Below are 20,073 nucleotides of genomic sequence, written 5' to 3'. Positions count from 1 at the left end.
TACTTCATTAAACTTTCTTGATTTTTAAACTTTGTAAATATTCTTCTGGTTTCTCAGGGTCAAATTTTACACCATCGAAGAAAGTTTCAACTCCACGAGAACTACTCTTAGGAATCTCAGAATCAGCAACACCAATAGCTTTAGCTGCTTGTTTCCACAAGTTCTCTTTATTCACTTGATTAACTATTTCTTGAACTTTAGTATCTTTTGGTAAATAGCCCCAGCGAATTTCTTCTGTTAAAAACCAAATATCATGACTTTTGAAAGGATAAGAAGCATTATCTACCCAGAACTTCATCGGATGTGAAAAGTTTTGCTCAGTCCGTCCATCGCCGAAGTCAATATTGCCTTTAGACCTTTCTAAAATATCTGCAACCGCAACGTTAAAGTATTTACGATCAGAACAGATTTTGCACATTTCCTCTTTATTTTCGGCGCGATCGCACCATTGTTGAGCTTCCAAAGTTGCCATCAACAATGCCTGTGCAGCATTAGGATTTTGATCAACCCAATCTTTCCGCATCGCAAAGGCTTTTTCTGGATGATCTTTCCACAACTCGCCTGTAACTAAAGCTGAATAGCCTAATTTTTGGTTGACCAATTGAGCGTTCCAAGGCTCTCCTACACAGAAAGAATCGATAGTGCTGACTTTCATATTTGCCACCATTTGTGGTGGTGGTACAGGTGATAAAACCACATCTTGATCTGGATTAATACCGCCAGCTGCTAGCCAATAACGCATCCATAAATCGTGGGTGCCGCCAGGAAAGGTCATACCAAATTTCAAGGCTTTTTGCTCGGCTTTGGCAAGATTCGCAGTTTCTTTCAGCGCCTTACTTTCTAATTTTACATTCAGGTTTTTAAATTTATTTGCAACAGAAATAGCCTGACCATTGGTATTTAATCTTGCCAAAATATACATTGGCACTTTATCGTTAATGGTCATCAAATAAGGCATGGGGCTGAGGATGTGTGCGCCATCAATACCACCGCCAGATGAGCCTATTTTTAAATTATCACGGGTGACAGGCCAAGATTTTTGTTTGATGACCTCAACATCAGTCATACCATATTTGGCAAAGAAACCCTTTTCTTTAGCAATAATTAGGGGAGCAGCATCAGTTAGAGCAATGAATCCTAATTTGGCTTTGGTTGTTTCTACCTTTGGCGCATTAGCTACTGTAGAGACATTGGCAGCCGGAGCCGCAGAGGGTGCATTACCACCTGTTGATGCTGTATTGCTACCGGAAGAACAACCATGAGCCAGGATAGAAGCCGCCGCCGCAGTAGTGGTGGTTAAAATAAATTTTCTACGCGAAATATTTTTCATTTGTCCTTTAGTCTTTGTCATTTATTAATCACTACCGATTAAGTAGCGAGGCGTAAATAAATTCAAGTTTGTAGTGAGGACTTTAGTCATAATAAACCTTGCTCACTCACTACGAACTAGGATTTTATTTCCTATTTCATGCTCCCCAGCTACTTACTAACTGTTAATTACTAAAGCTTCTTGCTTGAGTTTTGCCCCAAAGTTTTTGATTAGTAAATCTTGCAATACTGGCTGCAAGTCTTCGCATGGTATGCCTTTGGTAACGCAAGTTCCCAAATGAGCATCTTTGCCGACTTTGCCACCCATATATATGTCAACGCCTTCCAAGGTTTTGCCATTTTTACGAGTTTTAGTTCCCATTAAGCCAATATCTGCAACTTGAGGCTGTCCGCATGAGTTGGGGCAACCTGTCCAGTGAATTCGGACTGGATTGGTGAAGGTTAAGTCTTCTTCTAAGGCTTTAATCATTGCCAAGGCGCGGTTTTTGGTTTCGATGAGGGCAAAGTTGCAAAATTGTGCGCCTGTGCAAGATACTAGCGATCGCGTCAGCAAACCTGGATCAATAGAAAACCTTTCTAGCAAAGACTCTGTTAAAAATGTTGCTAACCGCGAGTCAGAAATGTTCGGGATAACGATATTTTGCTCAACCGTGAAACGGATTTCACCACTGCCGTAAACTTCTGCTAAACGGGCGATTTCAAACATATCTTCGGCATACAACCGACCGACGGGAATGTTCAAGCCTGCGTAATTTAATCCTGCTTGTTTTTGTTTATATACCCCGATGTGGTCGCGTTTTTCCCAGTCGATTTCGTCTTTTGCTGCTGCGGATAACAATGATTTACCCAAACGGCTTTCTACTTCTGCTCGAAACTTTTCTAAACCCCATTCATCCATTAGCCACATCAAGCGCGATTTTTGCCGATTAGCACGCGGGCCATGATCGCGAAAAACTTCCAAAACCGCTCTACATACAGCTACTACATCTTCGGGAAGTATCCAAGCATTCAGAGGAATCGCCGCCTCACAACGTTTAGCTGAGAAAAAGCCACCGACAACGATGTTGAAGCCAAATATGGGTGATTGGGAAAATTCTTGTCCAGCACCTAGTACCCAGTCTTCACTCCCTTCCTTAAATGCTGGAACAAAAGCTAAATCGTTAATTTCAGCATGAACTGAATTGTCTCTTCCCCCGGCGATCGCAATATTAAACTTCCGTGGTAAGTTGCTAAACTCTGGGTTCCCTTCTCCTTTGTTGGTGAGCATATCTTGAATTTGCTGTACTAACTCTCGTGTGTCATACAACTCATCTGCATCTAACCCCGCCACAGGATCGCCTGTGATATTGCGAACGTTATCCATCCCTGACTGGACGCTGGTTAGGCCAACTGCGTGAAATCTATTAAAGATATCTGGTAAATCTTCAATTCTGATCCCCCGTAATTGGATATTCTGTCTCGTAGTAATATCAGCACAACCATCATCACCGTAACGCTGCACCACTTGAGCTAAAACACGCATCTGACTGCTGGTGAGAATACCGTTAGGCATCCGTAACCGCATCATAAACTTACCTGGGGTAACTGGGCGAAAAAACACACCCATCCACTTAAGCCGATGATCGCGATCTGTTTCGTCCATTGCCTCCCAACCCAAGGCGGCAAATTTCTCTATTTCACTCTTGATGGCTAGTCCATCTTTTTGTGCTTTTAGTTTCTCAAACTTATTAAGGCTGGTAGTGGTAGTTGCTGTTTCTGTCATTAGGCTGACTCTCGTTACAAATTATTGATATGGTGAGGATCTGTAGTGGTAATTGCCCAATATCAATCGAGCCGTAGTTACATCAGGTGCTGTATCTACGAAGATTAAGGATGAAAATTTAGAACTTTTTTAAATTCTGTAGAATATGGTTGGTTTGTAGGGGCGCACAGAGGTGCGTTTGGCGTCATTTACATCTTGGGAATTTGTCAAGCAGGTTTAGATAATGTTCATGTAACAATTTCGATACTCATAACTTAAGGCGAGATTTTTGTTAAAATCGTATAAATTGTTACGTTTTTTGGATAAAATTGCGAAACACACATGAATAATATGCATTTTTTGCATCAAACTCACTAATAAGCGATGCAGAACCCTTAATTAACGCTATTTGAGATGACGAAAGCGATTTTAGATTGCCATAGATTAATCGAAAATCGAAAATCCAAAATTCAGTGGCAGATGTGAGCTAAAACCTAGATATTATTTCAGCAACTATGAAACGTCGTGATTTTATTAATTGGGTAGGTTTGGGTTTGATTGCGAGTTCTTTACCTGTAGCGATCGCAGCTTGTTCTTCTCAAACAACTCCAGCATCTGGGGATTGGCAAGCAGTGGGTACAAGGGCAGAATTAGATAAAACAGGTCAATTGTTGGCAAAAAACTCACCTGCTGGCCCTGTGTTGGTAGTCGGTACATCTAAAGCCGGCAATCTGACTGCTGTTGATCCTACTTGTACTCACGCAGGCTGCACCGTAGCATGGAAAGCTGAGGCAAAAAAATTCGCTTGCCCCTGTCATGGTTCTGAATTTGGGGTTGATGGAAAAGTGCAAAAAGGCCCAGCGACAAATCCGCTAAAAACTTATGCCGCCAAAATTGAGGGTGATTCAGTTGTAGTTAAGCCAACCTAGTGAAGGCAGAAGGCAGAAGGCAGGAGGCAGGAGGCAAGATATTGTGAATAGCATCAAACAGCTTTTGGTGCAAGCTGAGGCAGCATATAATGCAGATGATTGGTCATTGCTAATTCAATATTTACAACAGTTAACTTTAGGGGCAGATTCGGAACACCCAGAGATAGTTAAAAATCGAGAATATCTGCTGAAATTAACACTTTCAATCTTAGAAATGGGGGATTTTCACCAACGCTGGGAAATTACCAAAGTGTTGACTCACTTGGGAAATATTTCCATCCCACCACTTATTGAGATATTAGAAGATGAAGATGCAGAAGAAGAATTACGCTGGTATGCAGCAAGGACTTTGGGTGAATTTCAGCAGCCAAATGCAATCGCGTCTTTAGTGGAATTGTTGAAAACTGATGAGGATGAAGAACTCAAAGCAATCGCAGCTACAGCACTGGGACAAATGGGTACTGTTGCCATCGCTTCACTAACAGAGCTTCTATTAGATGAAGATACACGGCTTTTGGCAGTGCGATCGCTTTGTTGTATTCGGCAAGCAGAAACCATCGCACCACTGTTGAGTGTAGTCCAAGATCCCCAAGTAGCAGTCCGCGCCGCTGCAATTGAAGCCCTCAGCAGTTTTCATGACGAACGTGTACCACCAATTCTGTTGAACGCTTTGGATGATATAGCTGCCACAGTTAGGCGTGCAGCAGTACTTGGTTTAAGTTTTCGCCCTGATTTACACCAAGCATTAGATTTAGTGAAAAGACTACAACCAAAGCTGTACGACTTTAACCTTGAAGTTTGTTGTGCAGCCGCAGTTGCCCTTTCTCGAATTGGTAGTAATGAGGCTGCTAAATACTTATTTGATCTGCTAATCTCACCTCATACACCTCTACCACTGCAATTAGAAAGTATCCGCGCTTTAAGTTGGATAGGAACGTTATCCAGTTTAGAATATTTGCAAACAGCACTGAATCAAAGCAATTCTGAGACACTCTGGCAAGAAATTGTCACAGTTTTGGGACGAGTGCAAGAATCGCAGTTAACGACACCAGCCGCCGAAATCTTATTGCAAATACTGCGATTGCAACATCCAGTCACAGAGATTGCCAGCATCAGAAGTGCGATCGCCTTGTCTTTAGGGCAGTTAGGTAAAATGCAAGCAATTGAACCCTTGATTTCGCTGCTAGCCGATCGTAATACATCGGTGAGACTGCATGCGATCGCTGCACTAAAAAATCTGGATGAGGAAGCCACACATCAACAATTGCAGCAGTTAGCAAACAATGCCACACTCACACCAGATTTGCAACAAGGAATAGCGATCGCTTTAGCCGAATGGTAAATTTTAGAACTGTAACTTTTAATCGCCTAGTCTCTCGTTGGTACAGCCTTTGGTAGATAAATAAGAGAGAACTAAAGCTGTTGCTACAAACCTTAAATTATTTACGCCGTCCTACTTAACTGAGAACAAAAGTATTCCTTAAGTCTAAAGTAAGACACACCTGAAGTATGAACTTATAAGTTCTCAGGTGAAATAAGCTTGTGGAGTCTCCTTAATAGAGTATTAACCGTTGGCAGCATCTGGCTGCTTATAGTTTTTAGTTCATTTATAACCAAATAACTTTACAACCTCCAAAACGTTTGATTGATTCTTTTGACACTCATAGACTAACTTTAATGCCAAATTAATTCCTGCGATATAAACGGTTTTACTCTTATGGTAGAAGTCAAGCAAAAAACTAACAGTTATGCTTGCTGTGTAGCAAGAACAAAATAATTCATAATAAGTAATTCAAAATGGGATAGAAATGAATGTAGTTATATATTAAAAATAAATATCGTCATTCCTTATCTATTATGAACAAGCGACTTTAGTTGTAAGTTCTTAACCTTGAATTAGTAATTACCAATTATGAATTGTTTTGTTTAATCTGAACAATACTTAGTTAAGTTTTTATGGAATCTTCAAATGCTTTCAAGTTTTCCAAAAGAAGTTAGGTGAAAGACTGCTGAACTCTTGTGAGAATTTACCTATTTAGCAGTGGATTGAGTAGACAATATCGGTTTTGAAAATCAATCAACCCAGAAATCTAGAACATAAAAGGAAACATTAAGTATGAAGCCTTCCGATTTATCTAAAGCTGTTTTAGCTACTGCCTTTGCCATCAGTTTCGCTTCTGTGTCTTTACCTCCTTCTGTTTTTGCCCAAAGTGGAGGCTCTGGCAGTGCAGGCTCCAGCAGTGGTGGCACTAGCTCAGGTACTGGAACTACAGGCAGTGGCACAGGTACTGGAACTACAGGTAGTGGTAGCAGTGGTCTAGGTAGTGGCACAGGCACAGGTACTGGAACTACAGGTAGTGGTAGCAGTGGTCTAGGCACTGGAACAGGTACTGGAACTACAGGCAGTGGTAGCAGTGGTCTAGGTAGCGGCACAGGCACAGGTACTGGAACTACAGGTAGTGGTAGCAGTGGTCTAGGCACTGGAACAGGTACTGATTCCACAGGTACTGGAACTACAGGCGGTGGTCTAGGTAGCGGCACAGGCACAGGTACTGGAACTACAGGTAGTGGTAGCAGTGGTCTAGGTACCGGAACAGGCACTGATTCCACGGGTACTGGAACTACAGGCAGTGGTATAGGTAGCGGCACAGGCACAGGTACAGGTACTGGAACTACAGGTAGTGGTACTAGTGGTCTAGGTACTGGAACAGGCACTGATTCTACGGGTACTGGAACTACAGGCAGTGGTATAGGTAGCGGCACAGGCACAGGTACAGGTACTGGAACTACAGGTAGTGGTACTAGTGGTCTAGGAACTGGAACAGGCACTGATTCTACAGGAACTGGAACAGGTACTGATACCACAGGTACTGGCACAACTGGCACTGATACCACAGGCACTAACAGAAGTATAGATAGCACAACTTACCAAAGAACTAGAGATCGCAGTTTCAATTGGGGTTGGCTAGGTTTGGTTGGTCTAGCTGGTTTAGCAGGTCTAACTCGTAATCGGGAAAAACCCCGTGCTTATAGCGATCCTAATGAAGTAACAAGTTCTCGCCCCAGATAGTATTAACCACACTACACCCAATACGGTTGGGATAAGCATTTTTCACTTTCCTTGTGGTCTGGGGAAAGGATAAGGGGTGTATTTAAAACCTTTCCCCTTTAACCGAACCGTATTGACACTACACCTATTGCAAAAGTTGGAAAACCGCCAGGGGCTTAAGTCTCTGGCGGTTTAAGTATTTTTGCAATAGGTTTCTCTAAAAGTCTTATCTAAAAATTCATATATTTCAGCAGAAAATAGTCAATTATTTTTTGGCGGTATTTGCCGAAAAAATCGATGTAAAGCGCATAATGGACGATAAAGGCGGTAAAAACTGATTTACTTAAATATCAATTAGAGTCAACGACCTGTAACAAATTCTACTAAATTGCGGTTAAAAATCCGTTAACTTAATAAAACCGATAAATGTAATTCAGGCTACATACAAAATGCGCCTAGAGCAGTTGCAAGCCTTTCTAGCGATCGCCCAAACCGGCAGCTTTCAACAAGCAGCGCGAACATGTGGTGTTACCCAATCGACGATTAGCCGCCAAATTCAGGCATTAGAAGCAGATTTGGGGATAGAACTGTTTCACAGAAGCAGTCATGCCAAGCTGACGCTGGGAGGTGAACGTTTGCTACCCCGCGTCCGCAAAATTTGCCAAGAGTGGCAGACTGCTACAGAAGAATTAGCCGATTTAATCGCCGGCAAGCAACCAGAACTTTGCATTGCCGTAATTCATTCCCTGTGCGGATCTTACTTACCACCAGTGTTGCAAAAATTTTGTCGTGATTATCCAGATGTGCAATTGCGGGTGACTTCATTGGGAAGCGATCGCGCCTTGAAAGTCCTTAAAGATGGATTGGTGGATTTAGCAATTGTGATGAATAATCGCTTTTTAACCACTAGTAGAGAAATGGTGGTCGAAGTGCTTTATGATGAACCGATAGAAGTTCTAACCGCAGCCAATCATCCATTAGCCCAATATGAATTCATCCCTTGGTCGGAGCTAATTCGTTATCCCCAAGTGGTTTTTAAAGATGGTTATGGGATGCAACGCTTAATACAAGATAGATTTGAGCGAATAGAAGCTACACTCCAGTCGGCTTTAGAGGTAAATACGCTAGATGCCTTCCGGGGAGTGGTGCGCCAAGGAGAACTGATAGCTTTGCTACCTCAATCAGCATTACTGGAAGCTCGTCTTGACCCTACTCTGGCGATTCGTTCTTTAGCTAGCAATAACATTAGTGGTTTAGCAGATGGTTCCAGTTTGACTCGTCGGGTAGTTATGGTAACAACTCAAGACCGTCTGCAAATTCCACCCATCAAGCACTTTTGGCAACTCGTGCGGGAAAATATTCCACTGCAAATTGACCAGCAGCGATCGGCTTCCTAATTGTTCGTGATTTAGTGGCTATGTTTTTAAGAGTTTATAATATATGTATCTACTTACGTACATGATGTACTGTCACCTTACTATATTCCTTATTTAATGCCGGATAAATCTGATGCATCCTACTGGCACAGTACTCCGCAGTCGTTATAAAATTATTCAACCCTTGGGAAGCGGTGGATTTGGCAAGACATATTTGGCAGAAGATTTGGATATACCTACAAATCCCAAGCCTAAATGTGTTGTCAAACATCTGAAACCGCAAAATCAGGATGAAGCACTTCTGAAGGTTGCTAAAAGTTTATTTAATCGGGAAGCTGAAATTTTATATCGCTTAGACAAGATTCATAACCAAGTTCCCAAACTATTTGCCCATTTTGAAGAAAACGGCGAATTTTACCTAGTACAAGAATTTATTGATGGGCATGACTTAAGCAAAGAAATAATAGCAGGTCAGCCTTGGGATGAAGCACAAGTAAAAAAACTGCTTAGAGATGTTTTAGAAATCTTAGCAGTTATCCATCAACAAAATATTATTCATCGTGATATTAAGCCACAGAATATCATGCGTCATCAAGACGGAAAGATTGTGCTGATTGATTTTGGAGCAGTGAAAGAAATTAAATGCTTGGATACAAATACTCAAAGTCAAGTCACATCAAGCATTCTCATCGGCACAAATGGCTACATGCCAAATGAACAAGCTAATGGCAAGCCAAAACTATGTAGTGATGTGTATGCAGTAGGTATGCTGGGTATTCAAGCCCTGACAGGCATGGCACCTCGAGATTTACCCGAAGATCCCGTAACAGGTGAAATAATTTGGCGGGATCAGGCGAATGTCAGCGACAGATTTGCCGAGGTGTTAGCAACTATGGTGCGCTCTCACTTTAGCCAGCGTTACCAAACAGCAGCAGAAGCGTTGCAAGCACTTACTCAATCACCACCGCCACCGCCACCATCATCACCATCACCAAAACCAAAGTTAGATCGCTGGCGATCGCTATCTAATGGCAAAGTTATGGTAACAGGCGGAGCAGTTTTACTTGGATCTATCGTGTCTTTGTATGTGGTGTCTAGATATATCATTCAATCACCAACTCCCCCAAAGCCACAAGCAGTTACTCCAAAATCGCTTTCTACAATCAAAAAATTCCCTCAGCTACCTTGCGATAGCGAGCAACAGCTAGCCTCACTCCCTACAGCTACAGGAGAGCCAACCTGGGAAACTAACATCTATAGATATTATGGGCAGATCAATCCACAAACAAAAGAAGCCAACGGTAGAGGGTTGATGGTTTTTAAGCAGAATAATTTTCAATACTATGGAGACTTTAAAAATAATAAACGTAATGGTTGTGGAAAATTATTATATCCGGTCAACAGTAATATTAACTATTATTTAGGGCAGTTTAAAAATGATGAATTGCAAGGGCTAGGATATTTAAAATGGAGGAATGGAAACGAATATAGAGGAAACTTTGCTAATAATAGATGCCAAGGAGAAGGAGTATATATATTTGCAGATAAAACTGAGCGAGATGGAGCCTGGTATGAAGATAAATTAGAAGGAAGTAACTTATTATGTAATAAGGAACCTTCAACGCCTAGTATGCCAAGTATCAGCTTTCTCAACCCAAAATCCTTTTAACTAGTTTTCAGTTTCTTTGCTTAGGAAACAGTTTCTCCATCAATTTAATTTCAGACGTTGACGGTGGTTTAAATTCCTCAGACCGAATTGCATTCAAAAATAGTAAATTCAGTAGACCGAAAAATTCTGCATTAGCGTTCGTGCAGTGTTTCGTAGAGAAGGTATCGCTCTGTGATGGAGATAATTGTTAGGTTTGGAAGTATATCTAATTTACCAACCGATGCTTATGGAGAGCGGAGGTAGTTTTTAAATTGGGTATCTCCCACTTGATTAATGTTGTTAAGCTTGGTTATTGCTTGTTCAACTTGTCCTTACTAAAGTTCGACTTCAATCTCTACCATCTATTTTTTGGCAGCCTGTATCTTATACAGATTCTCTTTGATTCTACGTGAGTATATATACTAGTTTTACTTGATAAAGGCTTTTATCAATTTTCAAATTTTGTAAAAAAGATATTAACCAAAGACTCTATTTTATTACTGTGTTTAAAAGCCAAACATCTATCTATATAAATATTTTTATTATGTATGAAACATTAAGTTTATTTTCATGTATAGCAATTAAATAAATTTCATAGTTTACACTTAATTTATGAATTATATTTTGATGAAGTGAATTTCATACTAAATCTCTATTAAGACATAGTTAATATATTTTGTAATAGTCTGGCTGCAATATTAGCATACTATCGTTATTTATAAGTATTCATTAAGTACGATTTTCTAGAGAGTTAGTATTTATTAATGAGTTTCAATTAATACACATTATAAAAAGAAGAAAGGTGTTTTATGAAGATAAAATTTCTACTTTCTACTTATTGCTTACTTATTTCTACAAGTTTAAGTCTTCTTCCGATACAGGAAATACTAGGGCAACAATCATCGCCAGTATCTCCTGAACCAATGACTATACCACGTTCCCCAACAGCACCATCCTCTACGCCAAGTGCTGCACCAGTTCCCACAACAGCACCAAATACGATACCAACTTCTTCAGAATTCTCCCAACTACCTTGCAATAATGATCAACAGCTATCCTCGCCCCCCCCAGCTACAGGCAAGCCAACCTGGGAAACTAACATCTATAGATATTACGGGCAAATCAATCCAAAAACGAAAGAAGCCAACGGTAGAGGGTTGATGGTTTTTAAGCAGAATGGTTTTCAATATTATGGAGACTTTAAAAACAATAAACGTAATGGTTGTGGGAGATTATCATATCCGGTAGAAAGTAATATTAACTATTACTTAGGTCAGTTTAAAAATGATCAATTGCAAGGGTTGGGACATTTAAAATTGAGAAACGGAAGCGAATATCGAGGAAACTTTGCTAAGAATAAATGTCAAGGAGAAGGAGTTTACATATTTGCAGATAAAGCTGAACGAGATGGAATCTGGAGTCAAGATAAATTAGAAGGAAGCGATAATTTATCTTGTAATTAGAATTTAGGAATTAAGCTTGCTGATTCTTTAATTTTGCATTGTTGAGAAAAAGCATATTTTAAGGTAGTAATGAAGATAGAACAATATATCAGGTAGCCTGATTAAGGCTTTAAGCATTGCCTCAGAGGTTGTTTGAAAAGTGTTTCGCCGTGACTTTAGGTACTTTTAGACCCCCAACTGCTTAAAAAGGAGGAAACCGGAATCAAATTCCCCCAATTTATCCGGGGATTTAGAGGGTTCTAAAACTTTTGATACCGACAAAACGCTTTTCAAACATCCTCTCAGATTTGGAATTGTACGATGTATGCCCTTTGATGAATCAGATAATACCAATTCACTCAAACGCTCATTGAGAAAGCCATACATAACAAGGGTTGAGGAGTATATATATGCCGCATTCTTTTTTGAAATTGGTATACTTTCTTACAGTTGATTAAAAAAAGTGATTATTTTAACTTAAATAGCTAGCTTCGCTCCAAGCTGAATAGTTTATGCAAAACAAGATAATCAAGAAGAACCTGGAACTTTGTACTGGTTTAAGTATTGGTTTTGGTGCAATTGCGCTGTTGTTCTGGCTGCAATTACAGCATACTGCTAGGGTGAGTATTGAGAAACGCGCAGATTCCCAAAAAACAATTGAGAAGCCAGCATCTTCTATAGTCAAGCCAACTGTTCTCCCAGTTTCTAAACAACACATCCATCTGGTACTTAAACGAAGTATGCGGAAGCTGTATGTATACAAAGGAGACAGCTTACAAGCTAGCTACCCAGTCGCGGTTGGTAAACCAGGGTGGGAAACGCCAATAGGAAAGTTCAAAGTTATTGAGATGTTGAAAAATCCAGATTGGACACATCCTCAGACTGGAAAATTAGTTCTTCCAGGTGCAAATAATCCCTTGGGAGAACGCTGGATTGCATTTTGGAATGTTGGCAGACAATACATCGGATTTCATGGTACTCCTGATAGAACATCTGTCGGGAAAGCAGCTTCTCATGGTTGCGTTCGGATGTATAACGAGGATGTTCGTGAACTGTATGAAATGGTCAAACTTAGTACAACTGTTATAGTAGAACCTTAATCTGGGTTTACTCCATATAAATATACTAAAAATCTCCAATGCTGAATAATTGGCTTACCTTTCAACCTGGGTGTAAATTTTGCTCATCTTCAAGGGTTGCTTTTGTTGGTGAATTGAAGCCGCCACTAGCAAATGAGACAAAACCACGGGTTCGCAAAGATTGGCTGATTGCATCTTGTGCTGATTGTTTGTAATCTTGCTTTCTTTTTTCTTCCAGGCACTTTTCTTCCTCGACAAAAAAATCTTTGATCAAAGATTCAATAGTTTCATCAATTTTCTGACTAACTCTATCAGGGGATTGGTGGATTTGGCCTGTCAAATCCCGTAGTTTAGCAACTATTTCGTGTAGGTATCCTTCAATTTCTGCGGAGGAAAGCGTCTCTTGCAGCTTTCCGGGTAGTTCTTCAATTTCCTCGTTGTTAATTGCTTCGGCTTGTAGTGTTTCTCGCAGGGAACGTACACGCGATCGCCTAGCCTCAACTTGGGCAGGATTTTGATCGGTTGATTCACTCAACAAGCCTTTGAGATCAGTGTAGAGATTAACAAAGGCAGTTTGCGCTGCTTCTGGGTTATTTTGCAACTCTTCAGGTGTGATACCCAAAAGTGAGGAGATGATATTTGGGATTGATGCGGCTTGATCATCTTCTAATGTCTGTGTTGAGACTGAAGTGAAGTTGGATAAAGCAGTTTTTGCTTCCTGCATTGCCTTATTCATCTCAGCCTTGAGGTATGCTTTTGCTTCTTTTTCTGGAATTTCAAAGGGAGCGATCGCAGTTTGTGTGACTTTCTTTGTAGTACCAGTCAGCGTACAGATGATGAAGCTTCCCCTCGATAGCTTTTGGTTTTTGGGAATGAGAAAGTAACGCGATCGCTTGGAATCAGTCCAGAGGGAACTTTTATCCTTGGGTTTCATAGCTAACTCCTGGTTTAGACTACAATGCAGCTATTTTTTACCAGACAGTTCCATCATTTCACTATCCAACAGGCTGTGTTCAAGTGTTGCAATGTTTCTAAACTAAAAAAGCATTTTATTGCTGCCAAAAAGCTCTAATGTTTTCTGGTACATAGTCAAGAGTATAACCTTCATATCCTGTCCAACCAGTAGGAACATATTGATGTAAAGGTATTTCAGAAAAACCGTTGACGTATGTTTTTTTGTCAAAGTCAACAACTGTGGTCAGTGGCCAATTATTAGCTCCTTCTTGCTTAATTAACTGTTGTAAATCTGTAACAAGTAGTTCATATGGTTCCATTGCTTTAAGGAAATGCACGGCGTTCGTCTCATCTACTTTGAGCAAGTTATTTCGGAATACAACATCACTTTTTGAAGGATCGAAGTCTGGGTCATATGAGGCATAATCTAAGATCCACTCAGCCACAGTGCCACCAAAGAACCGCCACTTCGAGTTGTATTTTACAGCACCAATCAGGTCGTCAGGATCTAAATCTTCTGGTTTCATTTTTCATCCCTCTCTATTTTTACTGTACCGGGGCGAGCAGCCTTTTCTAGCTGTTCGATCCACTTTTCTGGCAATCCATAAGCAGTAGACTCATGTTTTTGTAAACCTAATTGCTCACGAACTTCAGGAGTTGTCTTTGATGGATCAGAAATTTCTGGTGCCCCCCTGTTTCCACGAATTTCCGCTTGTCTTACCGCATTTGCGCGAACTTGTTGAACGAATGCAGGATCTACTTCAAAAGATATAAGGTATGCACCAGGGCGATTGTCTCTTAAATACACCCTCATCCGTTGTGGATCATCAAAGGTTATGTATAATTTTGTCTGTTTTGTTTTACCAGGTTCGGGTATCACTTTTATTTCACCATTTCCGCCAACTTGTAACCGCTCATGGCTGATCTTTGGCAAAGCTGTGCCTCCTTGGACACGGTAGGCATATGATGCTGACTGCTCTACCTCTGATGTGTTTCCTTTAGTAGGTATATTTGCCTCCGGTGGCTTCAAGTCTGTAGTATTGACATCGGACGTTTGTGCTTTAGCTCCAGGTATATTCTCATCCTGCCTAATGTCATTAGATGATTGCTCAGTTTGTTTCTTTTGAGATAATTCATCTGCAAACTGCTCTGCTGCTTTAGCTTTTGCATCCGCATCTTTTATGTTTTCAATCTCGTCGAGACGTTGTTTGAGATCGGGGTTTTGTTCAAGTATTTCTTTGTATTCTTGCCTTATTTCTCCACAGGTTGAGCAGCGAACGACGCGACCATCTTTGAGAACTTTGATTTCATGTCCATCGGCCGTTGTTTCTTTGGCAACAACACCAGGCTCAACTTCCGGCTCATCCACATGAGTGCTGCGTCCAGTTTGTGTGGTTGTCTCAGGAGCTTTCACCTCTATTTCAGGTTGCTTGCCACCAGGCATATCCATATCAGGTCTGGTGGAATTGGGCGTATCTGCCACTAAGCGATCGCCTCTTGGAATTTCAGTTGCAGGGCGCTGAACACCAGGCACATCCACATCGGGGCGACCAACTGTAGGTGCATCAACTTTGCCGCCAAAACCGCTTTTAATTCCATCTCCCAGCGAAGTGCCAAACCGCTCTCCTGCTTGGAATGTCCTGGTTTGCATACCTTGAACACTGCGACCAAATTTACCCAGTTTACCCAGATTAGCTGTAGAGATTTGGACGGCTGCACCGATACCCGCACCAATCAGAATTCCTTCTACAGTAATTGGGTTCCCCACTGCCAAGTCACCAGCAATCGCGCCAGCAATATCGAATGCCACATCAATGCCAAACTTTAGGACAGATTGAGTCAGTCCGGCACCAAGTCTACCTGCTTGACCCAATGCGTTACCCAATAAGCCACCTGCACCACCCAGCGCACCACCGATCGCACCCACCAAGGCAGCTTTACCTACACCGTCTAGCAGGTTCTTGCCGTCGATGGCGTTGTTGCCCATCTGAATAACGGCACCAGCAACAGCACCAACAATTGCACCACCAACAACTGTACCGATCGCACCTGCTGCGGCTCCTGCTCCCAGTGCCCCAGCTACCGCGCCAACGGCACCAATAACTGCCGGAGCCACAATTATTGCCACAACAATGACAGCAATAACTAGCAAAACCTTGAGGACTGTTTTCCAGCGCGGTTCTTCTTTATCTGCTGCTTCGTCTGCATATTTCTGAATATCGGAGTCAAGATTCGGTTGCTTCGAGCCTTGTATAGCTCCACGCAGACCTTCTTCCAGGTCATTGACACTCTTTTGGAAGTTGCTATCCAAATTTTGGTTAACTTGATCGAAAGCAGTCTGAACCCCTTGGGTAGTTTGACCAAAACCTGTAACGGCTGTTTCGGTGGTATTTGTGACTGTTTTTGTCACAGCTTGCTGAATCTGGTTGAAGGTGTCTGTAGCGCCTTGATTGAGATTCGTTAAAGTAGACTTTGCTTCTTGAGTAACAGCCGCAGACTCTTCCAGCCCACTTTGAGCAATCTTACTTATTCCACCAACAACTTGCTGCCCTCCTTGGACAATCCCCTGTTCTGAGGCTGTAATGCCCTGTTCGGTTTGCTCCTGGACTTTAGCAACAGAACTGTCAAACTGCGCGAGCATTTCTGCTAAAGTTACACCTAACTCATCTGGATTAGGAACTGGCATTCCTTCAAGTTGAGCTTGGGTATCTTGTATTGCATTTTGGAGATTGGCAGCAGCTTGGTTAATTCCATCTTGGATGGAGGCGATCGCTTTTTCGGCATCCCGCTCAATTGCCGATACTTGGCGTTGCCCATAACCCTCTAACAATTGTAATTGGGCAACTTCCTGTTGGTTTAAAGACTGTAATGTACCCTGTAGGGTCTGGTTAGCCGTTTGAGTCAACTGGTTTTGAGCTTCTGCCAGTTGAGAAAGAGTCTGCTGTTCAACTGCATTTAAATTGTCCAGGCTTTGCTGTTGCAGAGTTTGCAGTTGTTCACGAGACTTCTTAGCTATGTCATGGATAGCTTCAATATCTTTCGGCTTGCCTTGAGCGACTCCATCAGCCTGTTTATTGCCTTCTTCAATTAAACCGTCTTTGTATTGTTTGGCTACTTCTCTGGCAGCCTTCGCTCTCGCTTTGAGTCGGTTATCGGTAAGTGGGCCGTCCAAGAAACTGTCATCTTTACCAGTAATTTGAGATTCCCATTGAGTAGCCTTTTGCTCGCCAAAAGCGATCGCTTCATTTCCTATCTTGACACCAGCAGCACGGTATTTCTCTCTAGCCTGGGTGTAAAATTCCTCAATCCGTGCTAATTGCTTATTTTCACTCGCGTCCACTTTCTGAAGAGACGTTGTATATTCTGTTCCAACTTTTTGACGGCTTGTGGCAGTTGCCTGAGAAGTTGTTGCTGTTGCTGCCTGATACTGTGCCTGAATTTGAGCTATTGTAGCTTGGGCTTCACTTTGCGCTTGATCACGCTGTTGAGCAATTTGGGCAGAAACAGTTGCCTTTTGTTGCTGAACTGACCCCATAATAGAAGCTTTGGTATTTTCAGCCGAATTTTGGATACGTGCGCCAATTCCTTGCCCTAGTTGTGTAATTGTCTGCACTCGCAAAGCCGCGTCAGCCAAAAAGCTATTTGTTATGCTGATAGCCGCAGCTTTTTGCTGTTCTTGGAAGATAGCATTTTCTTCTTCCTGCTCCGGTGTCTCTTCCTGCTGAGGGGGAGCAAAATTAATTCCTGTCGCTGCCAATTGGGAGGTTTTAGTATTTACAGCATTTTGCTTTGCTTTTGCTTCTAAAACGGCGTTTGTGGCTTGTTCTTTCTCTGCCACAGTTTTGGGGTTAACGGCTTTAGCTATTCCTTCTGGATTTAGCTTAGTGGCTTTCTCTCCAGTAACATCTGTTGCAGCTGCTTTTGATTGAAGTGGTTTTTCTAAGCCTTCACCTTTGACAGCACCAGCTTTTTGTACGCTTTCTTCACCTTTGAGTTGCTTTCCTTTATCTGCTTTAGTTTCAGGGTTAAGGGCTTTAGTTATTCCTTTTGGATTGGGTTTAGGCGCTTTTTCTTCAGTTGCAACAGATGTAACTGCTTTCAATTGAGGTAAATTCTCTAATTCCTCACCTTTAACATCACCGTCTTTGTTTACGCTCTTTTCGCTTTTGGTCTTTTTGCTCTCAGTTTTTGCAGCTTCAACAGCTTCTGCTGTCACATTAGCTCCGCCTTCAGTCTTTGCTGCTGAACCAGTTTCAACTACTGCTGAAGATTCATCCTGGGGTGCAGCGATTTCAACTGAATTTTCATTGCCAGCCTCACCCGAAGTTAACGCTTTTTTAGCTTCTTGTGCCTTTGTGGGAGACTGATCTTGCTCTTGCGGGTTGTCATCTGGTGGTGGTTCTGTTGTCCCACTAGCCAGAGAAAATTTTACGCCAGCATTTCCTTTAGCTGAGAAATTATTATCAAGTCTCTGACGTACATCCTTATCAACATATTCAGCTGCATCTTGCTCTATAGTTTGCGAGGATTGAGTGTTTACGGCTTGTAAATGAGGAGCAAGTTGGATAGTGCGACTAGGGAGTTCTTTGGCTTGCAGAACTTGTTGCTCTTGCTCACACTCTGAGCAAAGCCGCTGAATATCTATATCTTGATGAGATAGTTCAGAAACCCTCACTGCTTCTGTTTTTAAAGAATCAGGCTTCCGTCTGATTGCTTGGTCTGCCTTCGTCTGAACTGCACTACCATTTTGTTGGACAACATGGGTCAACTCATGGGCAAGTAATTCCTTACCTCCATGACTCCCTGGAGAATATTCTCCTTGACGGAAGAAAATATCCTGTCCGGTGGTGAAAGCACGAGCTTGGACGGATTGGTTCAGCTGATCGGAGCGGCTATCTGTGTGGACTTTAACACTGCTGAAGTCAGTTCCAAACGCCACCTCCATTGGTTGGCGGATGTCGTCTGAGAGTGGCTGTCCACCTCCACGTGCCTGTTGAATAGAAGTTTCTAGCTCAGATGTTGCTGCTATTCCTCCGCCACCTTTACGCTGCACTACAGGAGTAATGGAATCCGCCAGAGATTTCATTTGTAATTGGTCTTCTTCCTCTGGTAATGCTTCCCTTCGGATAGACTGGCGATTCACCGACTCGCTCATTCTCTGTATTACCTGACCTGCTACTCTATCAGCTTCCTGCTCGTAAACGTCTCCAGGCTGGTTAACTGTGAGTCTTGTTTGTAAACGCAGTGACATTCGACTAATGTCGTGGGTGAGAGGTTTGTTTGAGGGTTGCACCCTACTAACTGCTTGAGACGAAGCAGTTAGGGGTTTCATTTGTAATTCTTCCTTTTCCTCTGGCAATTCTTCCCGTTGCAGGGAAATACTGGAACCCGCCAGGGATTTCATTTGTAATTCTTCTTCTTCCTCTGGCAATTCTTCCCGTTGCAGGGAAATACTGGAACCCGCCAGGGATTTCATTTGTAATTCTTCTTCTTCCTCTAGCAATTCTTCCCGTTGGATAGATTGCTGATTTCCAGCAGGTTCGCTCATCCTCTGCATTACCTGCTGTGCTACTTTATCAGCTTCCTGCTCGTAAACATCTCCAGGCTGGTTAACTGTAAGTTTTGTTTGTGGGCGCAGTGACATTCGGCTAATGTCGTGCCCTAGAGGTTTTTTAAGCTGCACGTCAGTAGTTGCTTGGGACGAAGCACCAGAGGACTCTAAACCAAAACCGCGTGTTGGTTGTTTGAGTGTAGGTATTGAGAAGGAAGCGGTGATACCTTTTTTGTGCTGTCCTACGTGTTCTCCCATTTTATTCTCCTGATGACCGAGCAGCAAACGGGCGAGTAACTTGTTAATAGCAACATCTATAATATAGCGATCGCACTCATGGAGTAATTCACCCAAAGTCTAAGTTTTCGAGAAGTTTATTAATTAGTTAACACACCCGACAACAGCGATCGCACTTATTACTGCACTTCAAGAGGTGTAGGGTGGGCAAATTCTGAGAATTTGGCAATTTCATGTCCATTTCCCTAACCTAGAAGATATGCGATTGCATCTGTAGCAGCTTCCGTCTTCCCTGTAGCAACTTCCGTCTTTACGTTTCGGTGTTCCGTGCAGTCTGTAGCAACTTCCGCCTTCACGTTTCGGTGTATCGCGCAGTCTGTAGCAACTTCTGCATTAAATAATGGGACTATTTTCCAGGATTAAACTAAACAAAGTGATCGCACTTCGTTTCACTCTATAAGAGTAGCGATCGCGCTGAAATTAATTGGTAGCGATCGCTTAACTTTCAAGACAGTCTTAACAGTAATACGATTCTACCGCCGCAGGCAGTGTATATTTGTTATTTTCTAGCGTGGCAAAACTTACTAGAGAAGAGCGGAAATCCTGTAATCTTGACCTTGTAGCGAAATAATGGTGCAAAAACTTGGCAAGAAAAAGTTTAAAACCAGAGGCAACATCGTTTGAAGTACTCGATTGTGTTCAAAAAAAATGCCCTTCGTGCGGTCAAGCAATGTGGAA

12 protein-coding genes are annotated in these 20,073 nt (G+C 42.0%); 7 read left to right on the top strand and 5 right to left on the bottom strand.

The genetic code is table 11. From position 1 onward, the window contains the following. Positions 1 to 7: 7 nt before the first annotated feature. Positions 8 to 1,330 (bottom strand): CmpA/NrtA family ABC transporter substrate-binding protein, encoded by a 1,323-nt coding sequence (locus tag H6G97_RS12285; protein WP_190940940.1) that lies wholly within the window; start codon positions 1,328 to 1,330, stop codon positions 8 to 10. Positions 1,331 to 1,486: 156 nt separating this feature from the next. Further along, positions 1,487 to 3,091: a ferredoxin--nitrite reductase gene (locus H6G97_RS12280; RefSeq protein ID WP_190940883.1), complete on the bottom strand. Its 1,605-nt coding sequence runs from the start codon at positions 3,089 to 3,091 to the stop codon at positions 1,487 to 1,489. Between the two features lie 494 nt (positions 3,092 to 3,585). Between H6G97_RS12280 and H6G97_RS12275 the strand changes: the two genes are divergently transcribed. The 7 genes from H6G97_RS12275 to H6G97_RS12245 all read left to right on the top strand — a co-directional run bounded on the left by H6G97_RS12275 (position 3,586) and on the right by H6G97_RS12245 (position 12,614). Beyond that, positions 3,586 to 3,999 carry a QcrA and Rieske domain-containing protein gene (locus H6G97_RS12275; protein WP_190940882.1) on the top strand — a complete coding sequence of 138 codons (414 nt, stop codon included), beginning with the start codon at positions 3,586 to 3,588 and terminating at the stop codon, positions 3,997 to 3,999. A 43-nt stretch (positions 4,000 to 4,042) separates the two neighbouring features. Continuing rightward, on the top strand, positions 4,043 to 5,341 hold the full coding sequence (locus tag H6G97_RS12270) for a HEAT repeat domain-containing protein (protein WP_422394180.1): 1,299 nt from the start codon (positions 4,043 to 4,045) through the stop codon (positions 5,339 to 5,341). A 774-nt stretch (positions 5,342 to 6,115) separates the two neighbouring features. Continuing rightward, positions 6,116 to 7,069 (top strand): WGxxGxxG family protein, encoded by a 954-nt coding sequence (locus H6G97_RS12265; protein WP_190940881.1) that lies wholly within the window; start codon positions 6,116 to 6,118, stop codon positions 7,067 to 7,069. A gap of 428 nt (positions 7,070 to 7,497) precedes the next feature. Continuing rightward, positions 7,498 to 8,445: a LysR family transcriptional regulator gene (locus H6G97_RS12260; protein ID WP_190940880.1), complete on the top strand. Its 948-nt coding sequence runs from the start codon at positions 7,498 to 7,500 to the stop codon at positions 8,443 to 8,445. Positions 8,446 to 8,557: 112 nt separating this feature from the next. Next, complete coding sequence (locus tag H6G97_RS12255; protein WP_190940879.1) at positions 8,558 to 10,093, top strand: protein kinase domain-containing protein; 1,536 nt, start codon at positions 8,558 to 8,560, stop codon at positions 10,091 to 10,093. Positions 10,094 to 10,881: 788 nt separating this feature from the next. After that, the gene (locus H6G97_RS12250; protein WP_190940878.1) at positions 10,882 to 11,535 is read left to right on the top strand and encodes an MORN repeat-containing protein; all 654 of its coding nucleotides are present in this window, start codon (positions 10,882 to 10,884) and stop codon (positions 11,533 to 11,535) included. Between the two features lie 491 nt (positions 11,536 to 12,026). Next, a complete protein-coding gene (locus tag H6G97_RS12245; protein ID WP_190940877.1) occupies positions 12,027 to 12,614 on the top strand; it encodes a L,D-transpeptidase in 588 nt (195 codons plus the stop codon). 61 nt (positions 12,615 to 12,675) lie between these two features. Here H6G97_RS12245 and H6G97_RS12240 read toward each other — a convergent pair whose 3' ends face one another. From H6G97_RS12240 to H6G97_RS12230, 3 genes are all read right to left on the bottom strand, one after another. Continuing rightward, positions 12,676 to 13,527 (bottom strand): hypothetical protein, encoded by an 852-nt coding sequence (locus H6G97_RS12240; RefSeq protein WP_190940876.1) that lies wholly within the window; start codon positions 13,525 to 13,527, stop codon positions 12,676 to 12,678. 115 nt (positions 13,528 to 13,642) lie between these two features. Next, complete coding sequence (locus tag H6G97_RS12235) at positions 13,643 to 14,074, bottom strand: hypothetical protein (RefSeq protein WP_190940875.1); 432 nt, start codon at positions 14,072 to 14,074, stop codon at positions 13,643 to 13,645. After that, positions 14,071 to 19,452, bottom strand: coding sequence for an eCIS core domain-containing protein (locus H6G97_RS12230; RefSeq protein WP_190940874.1), 5,382 nt, complete (start codon positions 19,450 to 19,452; stop codon positions 14,071 to 14,073). Before H6G97_RS12230 ends, H6G97_RS12235 begins: the two co-directional genes overlap by 4 nt. Positions 19,453 to 20,073 lie beyond the last annotated feature (621 nt).

This window comes from Nostoc flagelliforme FACHB-838 (genome assembly GCF_014698065.1).
GTDB classification, from domain to species: Bacteria; Cyanobacteriota; Cyanobacteriia; order Cyanobacteriales; family Nostocaceae; genus Nostoc; species Nostoc flagelliforme_B.
The sequence above is the reverse complement of the archived record's forward strand: the minus strand, read 5'-3'. Positions and strand labels throughout refer to the sequence as shown.